At 71.8% G+C, this 12,491-nt stretch carries 14 protein-coding genes; 3 read left to right on the top strand and 11 right to left on the bottom strand.

Going from position 1 to position 12,491, the window contains the following annotated elements; genetic code table 11:
- Positions 1-62: 62 nt before the first annotated feature.
- Positions 63-284, top strand: a complete 222-nt coding sequence (locus ACBJ59_RS35420) for a BldC family transcriptional regulator (protein WP_026214226.1) — start codon at positions 63-65, stop codon at positions 282-284.
- A 179-nt stretch (positions 285-463) separates the two neighbouring features.
- Here ACBJ59_RS35420 and ACBJ59_RS35415 read toward each other — a convergent pair whose 3' ends face one another.
- Together ACBJ59_RS35415 and ACBJ59_RS35410 are read right to left on the bottom strand one after the other, a co-directional pair.
- On the bottom strand, positions 464-706 hold the full coding sequence (locus ACBJ59_RS35415; protein ID WP_364126308.1) for a hypothetical protein: 243 nt from the start codon (positions 704-706) through the stop codon (positions 464-466).
- Between the two features lie 10 nt (positions 707-716).
- The gene (locus ACBJ59_RS35410) at positions 717-1,922 is read right to left on the bottom strand and encodes a hypothetical protein (RefSeq protein WP_375114548.1); all 1,206 of its coding nucleotides are present in this window, start codon (positions 1,920-1,922) and stop codon (positions 717-719) included.
- A gap of 138 nt (positions 1,923-2,060) precedes the next feature.
- Between ACBJ59_RS35410 and ACBJ59_RS35405 the strand changes: the two genes are divergently transcribed.
- Positions 2,061-2,363 (top strand): PLD nuclease N-terminal domain-containing protein, encoded by a 303-nt coding sequence (locus ACBJ59_RS35405; RefSeq protein WP_364126303.1) that lies wholly within the window; start codon positions 2,061-2,063, stop codon positions 2,361-2,363.
- On the opposite strand, the gene ccsA is transcribed toward ACBJ59_RS35405, so the two are convergent.
- The 6 genes from ccsA to ACBJ59_RS35375 all read right to left on the bottom strand — a co-directional run bounded on the left by ccsA (position 2,360) and on the right by ACBJ59_RS35375 (position 7,870).
- Positions 2,360-3,352 (bottom strand): cytochrome c biogenesis protein CcsA, encoded by a 993-nt coding sequence (ccsA, locus tag ACBJ59_RS35400; RefSeq protein WP_375114547.1) that lies wholly within the window; start codon positions 3,350-3,352, stop codon positions 2,360-2,362. The genes ACBJ59_RS35405 and ccsA overlap by 4 nt on opposite strands.
- Positions 3,342-4,901 carry a cytochrome c biogenesis protein ResB gene (locus ACBJ59_RS35395; protein ID WP_375114546.1) on the bottom strand — a complete coding sequence of 520 codons (1,560 nt, stop codon included), beginning with the start codon at positions 4,899-4,901 and terminating at the stop codon, positions 3,342-3,344. Before ACBJ59_RS35395 ends, ccsA begins: the two co-directional genes overlap by 11 nt.
- Positions 4,901-5,623 carry a cytochrome c biogenesis CcdA family protein gene (locus ACBJ59_RS35390; RefSeq protein ID WP_375114545.1) on the bottom strand — a complete coding sequence of 241 codons (723 nt, stop codon included), beginning with the start codon at positions 5,621-5,623 and terminating at the stop codon, positions 4,901-4,903. Before ACBJ59_RS35390 ends, ACBJ59_RS35395 begins: the two co-directional genes overlap by 1 nt.
- Positions 5,616-6,182, bottom strand: coding sequence for a TlpA family protein disulfide reductase (locus ACBJ59_RS35385; protein WP_375114544.1), 567 nt, complete (start codon positions 6,180-6,182; stop codon positions 5,616-5,618). The genes ACBJ59_RS35390 and ACBJ59_RS35385 overlap by 8 nt, the downstream gene beginning before the upstream one ends.
- Before the next feature lie 71 nt (positions 6,183-6,253).
- Positions 6,254-6,892, bottom strand: a complete 639-nt coding sequence (locus ACBJ59_RS35380; protein WP_375114543.1) for a histidine phosphatase family protein — start codon at positions 6,890-6,892, stop codon at positions 6,254-6,256.
- Between the two features lie 57 nt (positions 6,893-6,949).
- A complete protein-coding gene (locus tag ACBJ59_RS35375; RefSeq protein WP_375114542.1) occupies positions 6,950-7,870 on the bottom strand; it encodes a LysR family transcriptional regulator in 921 nt (306 codons plus the stop codon).
- A 184-nt stretch (positions 7,871-8,054) separates the two neighbouring features.
- Here ACBJ59_RS35375 and ACBJ59_RS35370 point away from each other — a divergent pair, with 184 nt between their 5' ends.
- Positions 8,055-8,912: an EamA family transporter gene (locus ACBJ59_RS35370; protein ID WP_375114541.1), complete on the top strand. Its 858-nt coding sequence runs from the start codon at positions 8,055-8,057 to the stop codon at positions 8,910-8,912.
- Here ACBJ59_RS35370 and hemL read toward each other — a convergent pair.
- From hemL to hemB, 3 genes are all read right to left on the bottom strand, one after another.
- Positions 8,909-10,198 carry a glutamate-1-semialdehyde 2,1-aminomutase gene (hemL, locus tag ACBJ59_RS35365; RefSeq protein ID WP_375114540.1) on the bottom strand — a complete coding sequence of 430 codons (1,290 nt, stop codon included), beginning with the start codon at positions 10,196-10,198 and terminating at the stop codon, positions 8,909-8,911. The two genes, ACBJ59_RS35370 and hemL, sit on opposite strands and share 4 nt — an antisense overlap.
- A 524-nt stretch (positions 10,199-10,722) precedes the next feature.
- Entirely contained in the window at positions 10,723-11,352 is a 630-nt protein-coding gene (locus ACBJ59_RS35360) for a bifunctional DNA primase/polymerase (protein WP_375114539.1), read from the bottom strand.
- Between the two features lie 128 nt (positions 11,353-11,480).
- Positions 11,481-12,464 carry a porphobilinogen synthase gene (hemB, locus tag ACBJ59_RS35355; RefSeq protein WP_364126275.1) on the bottom strand — a complete coding sequence of 328 codons (984 nt, stop codon included), beginning with the start codon at positions 12,462-12,464 and terminating at the stop codon, positions 11,481-11,483.
- Positions 12,465-12,491: the final 27 nt, after the last annotated feature.

Genomic DNA, 12,491 nt, shown 5'->3' with positions numbered 1-12,491 from the left:
CTCGACACACTGGTTACCTGTCCGCCCGCTGGCAGGAAGCGGGATGCGAGGGGGAGAGATTGGTGGAGAGTAGCAGCGAGCGTCTGCTGACCCCAGGAGAGGTTGCCGCCCTCTTCCGGGTAGACCCAAAGACGGTTACGCGCTGGGCTGCGGCAGGCCGCATCAGCAGTATCCGCACCCCCGGAGGGCACCGGCGCTTCCGCGAGTCGGAAGTCCACGCCCTTCTCCGAGGCGAGGACGTTCTTACGGCCGACAGGCCAGCAGGTGAGTCCCCGCGCGTCTGACGTTCCGTCTAGTCGGTGATCCTGCACGGTGGGCCGCATGAACAGCGGTCCGAGCCGCCAGGATCACCGCTGGCGGAACACCCACTGTTCGCGTGCTTCCCGGCCACACTTCCGTACGGTGAGCACGGGGCGGCGCCAACCGCCGACCGTGGCTGGCGCCTGTCCTTTTTCTCCGCCGATCAGGCGTCCTCCTGCCGCGCTTTGAAGGCCAGGAACTCGCGCTCCAGATCGTCGTTCTCCTCTTCCCAGCGCCGGCGGCGCAACTCGGCCTCCTCCTCGGTCAGCGACTCCGGCAGCCACTGCTCGTAGTCGGGGTCACCAGGCTGCAGTTCCACGTACGCGTTGCCGATCAGACGCCCGTCTTCGCTGGTCAGGCTCTGCGGCACGCGCAGGGTCCCGTCCGCGAGCCGGATGACGTACATGGCCGATCACCTAGATTCCGTAGCGCCGGTTGAAGAACAGCATGATGTCGAGCGCCATGCGCGTGTCGCCCCCGAGCATGTCCACGAGGGCCGGACGCTGGCGGGAGGCGATGGCGGCGAAGGCGTCGGCGAAGAACTCCTTGCGGCCCAGCCCTCCTCCCTGACGGTGGAACGTCGAGGCCAGCAGCGGGACGGCCGCTTCGTAGAGGCGCACGAACTCGGGCGAGTCCGACACCCAGTCGCCGTACATCGAGTCGACGTCGTCGATGGCGTGGCCGACCTCGTGCATCATCACGTCAGGGGTGGGTGAGGGGCGGTCGCCGACGACGATCTTGCGGTCGCCGTACGCGCCCGCGCAGATGTCCCAGGTCGCCCGCCCGGACGGGAGCGGGGCGCCGCGTAAGTAGGCCATGTCGTCGAGGTCGGGCACGCCTCCGGGGCCGACGTAGATTCCTTCCAGCCCGGCCGCGAGCAGCTCCTTCAGCCGATCGGGCAGCCTGGCCAGGCTCTCCACGGCCCGGACGACGTCCGCGGGCGGCGGGCCCAGCCGGGCGTCCCACTGGCGGTGCAGGATGGACTCCAGCTTGCCGCAGTGGCGCAGGCCGTCGCCGAGCGAGGGCACGTCCGGCCGGTTGGGCTGGGCCCGGGGGGGCTGGTCGGCGAGCTCGAAGTCGTACCAGGTGTAGCGGGGGCGGTCGGCCATGACGGCGGCGGGCAGCCGCTCGCCGCGCTCGCGCACCGCGAACCCGTCCCAGCTCGCCTCCGGCGCACGCCGCCCACCTTCACCCGGCCACGCCGCGCGCTCCCGTTCACCGGGCCAGGCCGCTCTCTCGCGCTCGCCAGGCCACGCAGCTCTCTCGCGCTCGCCGGGCCACGCCGTTCCTTGGCGCTCGCCGGGCCACGCCATCCGCGCCGTCTCCTCGCCGCCGCCCGGCCACGTCACCCGCTCGGACTGCGCGCCACCGGGCCGGCCTGCCCGGCCGGGGTGGCCGCCGAGCTCGCGGTCGCCGGGCCGCCGGCGGCGTTCGGCGCCGTCGTGTCCCCTGGCCGCCGCGCGCGCCTCACGGCGCTTCTCGCGGGCGTTGGACCAGAAGGAGCGGTGAGCATCGGGGGGCGCTTCGTCACGCCGTGAGAAGAGGTACGAGCCGCGCCGCCACCAACGACCGCGCCGATGCCGCCCCTTGTCACCGTGACTCTTGTCGTGAGAAAAGGCCATCTCACCCCTCAGCGCCTGTGGAGCCCCTTGGACACCGCCGCATCGGGTTCCACCGTACGACGCCGATCTTCCGCTAGTCACCCGAAATGGGACATCGGGCAGCACGATCACGCCGCATGATGGCTTACAGTTCGGGACATGGCAGGTGTTCTGATCGGCCTGGCGCTGCTGGCCTTCTGGCTCTTCTCGCTGTTCGACGTGGTGACCACGCCGGAAGACGAGGTTAGGAACGTACCAAAAGGGCTCTGGATCCTCGTTGTCGTGCTCATCCCGCTGCTCGGCGGCCTGGTTTGGATGGCGCGCGGCCGTCCGCGGGCCCCGCGCGCGGCGTGGCCCGTCCCCCCGGGCGCCCCGGGTCCGGGCATGCCGAAGGGACCGGACGACGACCCCGACTTCCTCCGTGACCTCGACCGCCGCATGCGTGGCGACGACCTGAGCTAGGGCACGTCGGCGTAGCTGTGCAGCCCCTCGATGAAGATGTTGACCCCGATCAGGTTGAACAGAAGGCAACCGAACGCCACGAGCTGCACGATGGTCGCGGCCCTGCCCCGCCATCCCGCCGTCGCCTTGGCGTGCAGGTAGGCGGCGTAGGCGACCCACGTGATGAACGACCAGACCTCCTTGGGGTCCCAACCCCAGTAGCGGCCCCACGCCCGGTCCGCCCAGAGGGCGCCCGCGATGACGGCGAACGTCCACAGCGGGAACGCGAACACGATCGCCCGGTGCGCCACCCTCTCCAGGTCGGCGCGGGACGGCAGGCGTGACATCCCGTCGCCGCGCACCAGGTAGAGGATGCCCGCCACGCCCGCCAGCGTCAGCAGGCCGCTGGAGATGATGGCGGCGGTGACGTGGATGGCGATCCAGTACGAGTCCAGCGCGGGCATGACCGGACCCGCGGCGGTGTAGAACACCTTGGACGCCAGCCCGAGGCCGAGCGCGGCGGTGACCGTGACGAAGGCGCCGAGGAAGCGCACGTTGTGACGGAGCTGGGTGCCGAGGAACGCGGTCACGGCGGCGAAGCAGATCGCGACCACGAACTCGTACATGTTGCCCCACGGCCACCGGTCCACGGCCAGGCCGCGGGTGACGATGGCGCCCAGGTTGGCGGCCCAGCCGAGCCAGGTGAGCACGAGGGCCACCGTTCCGGCCCGGTCGGCCCCGGCGGGCGGTTCGGCGGGCGGCGCCGGGACGGCGGGTTCGCCGGAGGCGACCACCGACGTCGTCGGCCCGTCAGCGGCCTCCCCCGTCACCGCGCCGACCGCGACCGGCCGCTTGGCCTCGACCGGCGGCGTGGCGGCGGTCTCCGCCCTGCCGGGCCGGGACCGCCCGAAGGCCAGCTCGATCGCGAAGCCGACCATGGCCACGACGTAGAGCAGGACGGCTGCGACGACGAAAAGGTCGCTCAGCTCGGCGAGTTGCTCAGCGGACATCCTTTTCTCCTGCTGATAGAACCTTCACGATGTCGGCGAACTCCTCTGCGAAGCCCGCCGCGGAGCCCTCGGTACGGGTCAGGCCGCCCACGTCGACCCGGCCCTCGGAGATCCGCACGAACACCCTCCGGCGGCGGATCATGAGCGAGAGCGCGATGGCGACGACGGCCGTGCCGGCGGCCAGCAGGGCGGGCATCCGCCCCGGGTCGTAGGCGGTCTGGAGCGTGATCCACTCCTTGACGCCGGTGAACTCCAGCTTGCCCAGCCCCTTGGGCAGGTCGACCGACTGCCCCACGGCCAGCGGCTTGGGCGTGCCGGCGCCCATGAACAAACGGTCGAGCTTTTTCAGCACCTCGGGCTCGGCCAGCGTGTAGACCGACTGCGGCTTGCCCGAGCGCACGCCCAGGTCACCGGAGAAGGCCCCGAGGATCTGCACCTCGGGGTTGAGCTCGCCGGGGAAGGCCGAGGCGTAGCCGCCGTTGGTCAGCGGCACGCTGGTGGGCATGAACTGCAGCAGGAACCCCAGCTGCGACGGCTGCGCGTCGGGCACCTTGACCACGCAACCCGAGGTCAAGGTGGCCTTCTCCTCGATCAGGCAGGCCACCGGCCCCTCGAAGGCGACCTGCCCCTTGCCGTCGGTGACCTTGAACACGGGCGCGTAGCCGTTGCCGATCAGGTAGGTCTGCGTGCCGTTGATCTCCAGCGGCTCGTTGACCTTGAGCTCGTAGTCGCGGGTGGGCGCGGTCGGCGAGTCGTTGACCTTGAGGTGCGCCGAGTAGTCGAGGGCCTGCCCCCGCTTGTCCCCCGTGACCTGGTAGGCGGCCTTGAACTCGGCGAGCTGGAAGGAGAACGGCTCCAGCGACTCGGCCGAGACCTGGTTGCCCGGGATGAACCGGTCGTAGGCGGCCACGGTGTTGGCGAACCCGTCGCCCTCGACGACCAGCACGTTGCCGCGGTAGCCGAAGAGCGAGCCGGCGCCGATCGCGAGCAGGATGCCGAGCAGGGACACGTGGAAGAGCAGGTTGCCGGTCTCGCGCAGGTAGCCCTTCTCCGCCGACACCCAGCCGTCGCCCGCCACGACGCGGAAGCGCAGCTTGCGCAGCCGCAACGCGGCCTCCTTGACCCCGAGGTCGCCCTCGAAGGAGGCGGAGTGCGGCAGGCGGGACAGGTTTTTCGGGGCGGCGGGCGGCTTGCGGCGCAACTCGCGCAGGTAGGTCGAGGTGCGCGGGATGATGCAGCCGATCAGCGAGGCGAACAGCAGCAGGTAGACCGCCGCGAACCAGGTCGAGGTGAACACCTCGAAGAGCTGGAACCGGTCGTACCACTCGGCCAGCACGGGGTTCTGCTCGTAGATCCGGGCGACCTTGTCGGGCTCGACGCCCCGCTGCGGCACCAGCGAGCCCGGCACCGAGCCGAGCGCGAGCAGGAACAGCAGGATCAGCGCCGTCTTCATCGAGGTGAGCGTGCGCCAGGCCCAGCGCAGCCAGGCCACCAGCCCGAACGATGCCTGCCTGGGCTCCTGCTCCCTCTCCATCTCCGTGACGCTCATCAGATCACCGGCTCGAACGCGCCGATCAGTCCCTGCATGGCCGCGATCATCTCTCCCCATAGCCCGGTCACGAGCAGGACGCCGACGGCCACCATCATGCCGCCGCCGATCCGGGTGATCAGGCGCGAGTGCTTGCGGATGGCCCGGAACGTACGCAGTGCCCGGCTGTAGGCCAGCGCCGCGGCCACGAAGGGCAGGCCGAGACCCAGGGCGTACGCGACGGCCAGGAGGGCGCCCCGGCCCGCGCTGCCCTCGTTGAGCCCGAGCGTCAGCACGACCGCCAGGGTGGGCCCGATGCACGGCGTCCAGCCGAGCCCGAACACCACCCCGAGCAGCGGCGCGCCCGCCAGGCCCGCGGCGGGCAGGCGGTGGATGCGCACGTCGCGCATCAGCCCGGGCAGCACGCCCAGGAAGGCCAGCCCGAGCACGATGGTCAGCACGCCGAGCACCCGCGTGATGACCTCCGCATTGCCCAGCATGATCGACCCGAGCCCGCCGAACAGCGCCCCGCTGAGCACGAACACCAGCCCGAACCCGGCCACGAACAGCGCCGTCCCCAGCACCAGCCGCCCCCGCTTGGGGTCGGCGCTCATGCCGGTGACGTAGGACAGGTAGCCCGGCACCAGCGGCAGCACGCACGGCGACAGGAAGGACACCACCCCGGCCAGCACCGCGATGGGCACGGCCAGCAGCAGCGAACCCGAGGCGACGACGTCACTCATCTCGCACCTTGGTCACCGCGTTCATCAGGTCGGTGTATTTGACGGCGCCCAGCGCCCTGGCCGCGATCCTGCCCTGCTCGTCGATGATCAGCGTGGACGGGATGGCGGCGGGCGGCACCGTGCCCTGGAAGGCCAGCGCGACCTTGCCGGGCTGGTCGAAGATGTGCGGGTAGCCGGTCTGCTCGGTGCGCTCGAACGCCTGCGCGTCGGCCTGCCGGTCCTTGAAGTCGACGCCGAGGAACTCCACGCCGCTGCCCTTGGTCTTGGCCGCGACCTCCTTGAGCACCGGCGCCTCCGCCCGGCACGGGCCGCACCACGACGCCCAGAAGTTGAGCACCACGACCTTGCCCTTGTGCGCGGCCAGCGAGGCGGTGGCGCCGTCGAGCGTCGGCCCCTCGATCGCGGGGGCGGGGTTGCGCTCGCTCGCCTCGAACACCTGCATCTTCCCGTCGCCCGCGACGAACCGGGTGTCACCGGCCTGCGGTTGGCCGCTCTGGTTGCCCGCACAACCGGCGACGAGGACAGCCAGGAGAACGAGGGGAAGGGACTTGGCGCGCACGGAGGAAGATCTCCTTGTACTACAACCGGTAGAGCTTGCAACTCTACCGGTGTGCCTCCGCGCCCCGGACATCAGGCCCCGGGGACGGAAGGGCCCGCCTCCAGGGATCCGGCGGGCTCGCTGTAGCCGATGCTGATCAGGCGGTCGCCGTCGAACGTGAGCGTGGTCAGGCTGGCCAGCGCGCACTGCCGGCGCCGCGGGTCGTGCCACAGCCGGCGGCCCTCCGCGGCCGACCTGATCGCCCAGATCGGGAGCTGGTGGCTGACGAGCACCGTCTCGTGCCCGCGTGCCGCCGCCCTGGCCTCGTCGATGATCGACTTCATCCGCTTGACGATGACCGGGTACGCCTCGCCCCAGGACGGGCGCAGCGGATTCCAGAAATAGCGGTAGTTGCGCGGGTTGCGCAGCAGGGCCAGGCCCTGGCCCACCTCACGTCCCTCCAGGAGGTTGCCGGCCTCGATCAGGCGGGCGTCCCGGGTGATCTCGAGGCCGAGCTTCTCCGCGAGCGGGGCCGCCGTCTCCAGCGCGCGTTCGAGCGGCGAGCTGTAGAGCGCGACGATGTCACGGCCCCCGACGGCCTTGGCGACCGTCTCGGCCATGAGCTGACCTGTCTCCGACAGGTGGTAGCCGGGCAGCCTGCCGTACAGGATGCCTCCGGGGTTATGCACCTCACCGTGGCGCAATAGGTGAACGACGGTGGTTTCAGCCATGGTGCGCACAGCCTATCCGCTCACCCGAGCCTTACGGCCAGGCCCGCGCCGAAGATGTCAGTTCACGGCCCAGGCGTTCTCCTGCTTCCTGCTCACCTCGACCAGCGCCTCGACCATCGCCCTGATCGCGGGGCGGCGGGCGGCGTCCGTACGCCACACCGCGTAGATGCGCCGCGACTGGCGCGGCCGCAGCGGGATCAGCCGCACCCCGTCGGGCACGCAGTCGCGGCCCAGGCGCGGCACGATCGCGCAGCCCAGGCCCGCCGCCACCAGCGCGAGCTGGGTCGGGTACTCGTCGGCCATGCAGGCGATCACCGGCTCCAGCGAGGCGCTGCGCAGCGTGAACACCAGCCAGTCGTGGCAGACCGTGCCGGGCGAGGAGCTGATCCACTGCTCGCTCCGCAACGCGGACAGCTCGACCTCCCGCTCGCCGGCCATCGGGTGACCGGCGGGGACGGCGACGTCCGCCACGTCGTCGAGCAGCGTGGCCTTGGACAGGCCCTCGGGGATGGCCATGGGCCGGTTGAGCCAGTCCTGGATGATGCCGAGGTCCAGCTCGCCCCTGGCCACCTCGCGTACGACCCGCTCGGGCTCGCGCTCGTTGAGCTGCACCCACAGATCGGGGTGGCGCTGCCTGAGCGAGACCAGCGCACCGGGCATGAGGCCGCGCACGGCGGTGGGGAAGGCCGCGATGTTCAGGCGGCCCACGACCTCGCCGCGCAGCGCCTCGAAGTCGGCCTCGGCGGTCTCCACCAGGGCGAGGATGCGCTCGGCGTGCTCGGCCAGCAGCCCGGCGGCGTCCGTCAGCCGCACGCCGCGGCCGTTGCGCTCCATGAGCCGGGCGCCGGTCTCCCGCTCCAGCTTGGCGATCTGCTGGGAGACCGCCGAGGGGGTGACCATCAGCGCGTCGGCCGCCGCCCCGACCGACCCGTAGACGTGAACTGCGTGAAGAGCCTTGAGCCGGTTCAAGTCCAACATGTAAGCCAGCCTAAACGGTTTAGCGTAGAAAGTCTCGCTTGTCGTTGAATGTGTAGCGGATGAAAATAGTTGTATGAGAATCCTGAAGACGAAGAAGCAGCAGACCGGCTCCGTGTCGTACCTCAAGGCGCTCGCCGAGCAGGCTCGCGAGCAGCGGATCCGCTACCAGAAGCCCACTCGCTGAGTGAGCCCCCGCCACCTCGCCCTCGCCGTCGGCCTCGCGGCCGTGTGGGGCTTCAACTTCGTGGTCATGCAGGTGGGCCTGCGGCACTTCCCGCCCCTGCTGTACGCGGGCGTCCGGTTCGCCATGGCCGCGTTCCCGGCCCTGCTGCTGGTGGGGCGGCCCGGAGTTCCCTGGCGCTGGGTCGCCGGGGTGGCGGCCACCATCGGGGTGGGCCAGTTCGGCCTGCTGCTCGTGGGGATGCGAGCGGGCATGCCGGCCGGCCTGACCTCTCTCGTCCTGCAGATGCAGGCGTTGTTCACCGTGGTGTTCGCGGTGACGCTGCTCGGGGAGCGGCTCACCGCCCGCCGCGTACTCGGGCTGGCCGTCGCGTTCGGCGGCCTGGCCCTGGTCGCCCTCGACTTCGGCGTGTCGGGCCCGATCGGCGCCTTCGCGCTGTGCGTGGCCGCCGCGGCCGCCTGGGGCCTGGGCAACGTCGTCCAGCGCCGCGCCGCGCCACCCGACTCCCTGCGCTTCATGGTCTGGGTCAGCGCCTTCTCCGCGCCCCCGCTCCTGCTCCTGTCCCTGCTGGTGGAGGGCGCGCCGGTGCTGAGCTCACCGGCGGAGGGCTGGCTGTCGCTCCTGTACGTGGCCTTCGTCTCGACGCTGGGCGGCTTCGGCGTCTGGGGCTGGCTGCTGCGTCGCTACGACGCCTCGACCGTGGCGCCGTACACGCTGCTCGTGCCGGTGTTCGGCATGTCGTCGGCCGCGCTCGTGACGGGCGAGTCGCTGTCCTGGCTCGAACTGCTGGCGGCGGCACTCATCGTCTCCGGCGTCCTCTACGCCGGCACCAAGCCCCGCCGCGCACTCGTGGCGACCTAGAGCACCGCGGCGGCGGCCTTCGCGGCGGCCGGGAGGGCCTCGGCCACGCGGTTGAGCGCCTCGTCGTCGTGGGAGGCCGACAGGAACCACGCCTCGTACGCCGACGGCGGCAGGTAGACGCCCTGGTCGAGCATCGCGTGGAAGAAGGCCGTGAACGCCGCCGTGTTCTGCGTCTTGGCCTCGGCGAAGCTCGTCACCTCGGCGTCCGTGAAGAAGATCGAGAACAGGCTGCCCGCCCGCTGCAGCCGGTGCGGCACGCCCGCCGCGGCGAGCGCCTCGGAGGCGGCCTGCCCGACGGTGAGCGCCGCGGCGTCCACCCGCGCGTACGCCTCCGCGTCCAGGGCGCGCAGCGTGGCCAGGCCGGCGGCGCAGGCCAGCGGGTTGCCCGACAGCGTGCCCGCCTGGTAGACGGGACCCTCCGGCGCGAGGTAGGCCATGACGTCCGCCCGGCCGCCGAACGCCGCCGCGGGCAGGCCGCCGCCCATGACCTTGCCGAACGTCATCAGGTCGGCCTCCACCGGGTCCAGGCCGTACCAGCCCGCCGGCGAGACGCGGAAGCCCGTCAGCACCTCGTCCACGATGAGCAGCGCGCCGTTGGCCGTGCACAGCTCGCGCAGGCGCGCGTTGAAGCCGGCGCGCGGCGGGACGACGCCCATGTTCGCCGGGCACGCCTCCGTGATCACGCACGCGACGTCCGCCGCCGCGAACGCCTCCTCGACGGCCGCGACGTCGTTGTACGGCAGCACGATCGTGTCCGCCGCCGACGCCCCCGTCACACCGGGCGTGTCGGGCAGCCCGAACGTCACCACCCCGGACCCGGCCGAGGCCAGCAGCGCGTCCACGTGCCCGTGGTAGCAACCGGCGAACTTGACCACCTTGGACCGGCCGGTGAACCCCCTGGCCAGGCGCACGGCGCTCATCGTCGCCTCGGTGCCCGAGCTGACCAGGCGCACCTTCTCGACCGGCGCCACCCTGGCGACGATCTCCTCGGCCAGCTCGACCTCGCCCTGCGTGGCGGTGCCGTAGGAGAACCCGTTGGCCACGGCGCCGGAGACGGCCTCGACGACCGCGGGGTGGCGGTGGCCGAGGATCATCGGGCCCCAGGAGCAGACCAGGTCGACGTAGCGGTTGCCGTCGACGTCGGTGATGTAGGGGCCCTGGCCCGAGGCCATGAAACGCGGCGTGCCGCCCACCGCGCCGAACGCGCGCACCGGGGAGTTGACGCCTCCCGGCACGATCTGGCGGGCGCGGGCGAACAGGTCCTCGGAGTTCTGTGTACGGCTCACCCGATCCAGGTTAGCCGCGCCCGCCGCTGACCCCGGCAACGCCCCACACCCGCCACCCTGCCCGACCCCTTCGTGCCCCCCTGCCCCACCCTCCCTGACGTCTTCTGACCGTCCTTCCCCCTGGCCTCCGAAGGACCGCCGCAGCGTGCGGTGACGGGCCCCGCGGCTGCGCGACCCTCCGCTGATACGCCTTCCGAGCGCCGCAACGGCGGGGAGTGGTGCGGAAGCCCGGGGCCGCGGAAGGGCCGGGGGCGCGCGGAGGCCCGGCGGCCCGCGAAAGGCAGGAGGGCGCGAGAGCCGGGGGTGGGCGGGAGGCGGGAGCGCCAGCGAGCCGGGGGCCAGAGGCCGGAGGGTGCCAGCGAGGCTGGGGCTGCCAACTGAACCTTGAGGGGTGCGCAGAAGGCCAGGGCGCGCAAGGCCCATGGGGAGACGCGGAAGGGTCAGGGAGCCGCTGGAGCACGGCCGGGCGCGCGTGAACGGCGGGCGGGCCTGAACGGCGGGTGGTGGGTGGGCGGTGGGCCGGGTCAGTCGGCCAGCCACTCCAGGAGGCGCAGCGGGTCGGGCAAGGGGCGGCCGTCAGGGGGGCGGAGCCAGGTGACGGGCTGGCCGCTGGGCAGGGTGGACGGCGGCGCGAGGACGTAGCTGTCGCGGCAGTGCCACCGCAGCCCCGGCGTGTCGTCGATCGTCGCCGGGTCGCAGTCGAGGTGGCACGACCACCACTCGTCCTCGTCCTCGGGATTGCCCCGCGTGGCCACATAGAACAAGACCCGGTCGCCATTGGCGGCGACCGGGCCGGGATGGGCTCCCGCGGCGTCGATCCGGGTGAGGGCGGACAGGCCGACGGGGAGCGGTACGTCGAACACGTCGAACACGCGCCCCGTGGGGAGGATCACATTGGCCTCGGGCTCGGCCTGCCACCAGCGCGTGAGCAGGGCGGGGTCGGTGGTGGCCTGCATGTGCCAGGCGGGGGACAGCGGGTGGGCGCCGGGGTCGGGACAGCCGACGCGGTCGCACGAGCAGGCGCGCGGCCCGTGCCGCAGCGGATAGGCGCCCGGCACGACGGGCCAGCCCATGGCGGCGTATTCGAGCACCGTCCCGATCCGTGTCGGCCGCGACCGCTTTTTGGTACGCCGAGCCAGTGGTACCCCCACCATGGTGTCTCCCGTCGAGTCCCCGTGCCTGAGGAGGCCCCGGCTCCGGGCGTTGCGCACACGCGGGACACACCAGCACTTGTCATGCACTCTAACCCACAGGCCCCACGAGTTGACGGGAAACCCCTTGGTTAGAGCGTTCGCGCCACTTCCGTGGCCCAGTACGTGAGGATCAGGTCGGCCCCCGCCCGCTTGATCGCGACCAGCGACTCCATGATCATCCGCTGCCGGTCCACCCAGCCGTTGGCGGCCGCGGCCTCGATCATCGCGTATTCGCCGCTCACCTGGTAGGCGGCCACCGGCACGTCCACCTCGTCGCGGAAGCGGGCGATGACGTCGAGGTAGGCCAGCGCCGGCTTGACCATGACGGCGTCGGCGCCCTCCGCCAGGTCGAGGCGCACCTCGCGCAGCGCCTCCTCCAGCGGCCCGGCCGGGTCCTGCTGGTGGGTGCTGCGGTCGCCGAACTGCGGCGCGCACTCGGCGGCGTCGCGGAACGGGCCGAAGAAGGCTGACGCGTACTTGGCGGAATAGGCCAAAATCGGGATATTTCCGTAACCTGCCCCGTCCAGGGCCGCACGGATCGCCCCCACCTGGCCGTCCATCATCCCGCTCGGCGCCACCATCTGCGACCCGGCCTCGGCCTGGGCCACCGCGATCGAGGCGTACCGCTCCAGCGTGGCGTCGTTGTCCACGTCACCGGACGGGGTGAGGATGCCGCAGTGCCCGTTGTCGGTGAACTCGTCGAGGCACGTGTCGGCCATCACCACGATGGAGTCGCCGACCTCGGCGGTCACGTCGCGCAGCGCCTTCTGCAGGATCCCGTCGGGATCGTCGGCGGCCGAGCCGCGGGCGTCCTTCACCGCCGGGATGCCGAACAACATCAGCCCGCCCACCCCGGCCTCGGCGGCCTCGTGGGCGGCCTTGCGCAGCGAGTCGCGGGTGTGCTGCACCACGCCGGGCATCGAGGCCACGGGGTGCGCCTCGGAGATGCCTTCCTTGACGAACATGGGCAGGATCAGGTCGGCGGCGTGCAGCCGGGTGCCCGCCACCATCCGGCGCAGGGCCGGGCTGCGGCGCAGTCGCCTCGGACGGGCGACGGGGTATTGCGCGCTCATTCGGCGCTCCTTCTGGGGTGTCGCACG

This window comes from Nonomuraea sp. MTCD27, from assembly GCF_041950495.1.
Taxonomy (GTDB): domain Bacteria; phylum Actinomycetota; class Actinomycetes; order Streptosporangiales; family Streptosporangiaceae; genus Nonomuraea.
Note: the sequence above shows the minus strand (reverse complement) of the source record. Positions and strands in the feature narration are given on the sequence as shown.

What these genes read in the sequence shown, in the direction of transcription:
- ACBJ59_RS35415 (WP_364126308.1), bottom strand. Translation starts at nt 706, where the DNA reads ATGTACGTCATCCGGCTCGCGGACGGGACCCTGCGCGTGCCGCAGAGC.
- ACBJ59_RS35410 (WP_375114548.1), bottom strand. Translation starts at nt 1,922, where the DNA reads ATGGCCTTTTCTCACGACAAGAGTCACGGTGACAAGGGGCGGCATCGG.
- ACBJ59_RS35405 (WP_364126303.1), top strand. Translation starts at nt 2,061, where the DNA reads ATGGCAGGTGTTCTGATCGGCCTGGCGCTGCTGGCCTTCTGGCTCTTC.
- ccsA (WP_375114547.1), bottom strand. Translation starts at nt 3,352, where the DNA reads ATGTCCGCTGAGCAACTCGCCGAGCTGAGCGACCTTTTCGTCGTCGCA.
- ACBJ59_RS35395 (WP_375114546.1), bottom strand. Translation starts at nt 4,901, where the DNA reads ATGAGCGTCACGGAGATGGAGAGGGAGCAGGAGCCCAGGCAGGCATCG.
- ACBJ59_RS35390 (WP_375114545.1), bottom strand. Translation starts at nt 5,623, where the DNA reads ATGAGTGACGTCGTCGCCTCGGGTTCGCTGCTGCTGGCCGTGCCCATC.
- ACBJ59_RS35380 (WP_375114543.1), bottom strand. Translation starts at nt 6,892, where the DNA reads ATGGCTGAAACCACCGTCGTTCACCTATTGCGCCACGGTGAGGTGCAT.
- ACBJ59_RS35375 (WP_375114542.1), bottom strand. Translation starts at nt 7,870, where the DNA reads ATGTTGGACTTGAACCGGCTCAAGGCTCTTCACGCAGTTCACGTCTAC.
- ACBJ59_RS35360 (WP_375114539.1), bottom strand. Translation starts at nt 11,352, where the DNA reads ATGGTGGGGGTACCACTGGCTCGGCGTACCAAAAAGCGGTCGCGGCCG.
- hemB (WP_364126275.1), bottom strand. Translation starts at nt 12,464, where the DNA reads ATGAGCGCGCAATACCCCGTCGCCCGTCCGAGGCGACTGCGCCGCAGC.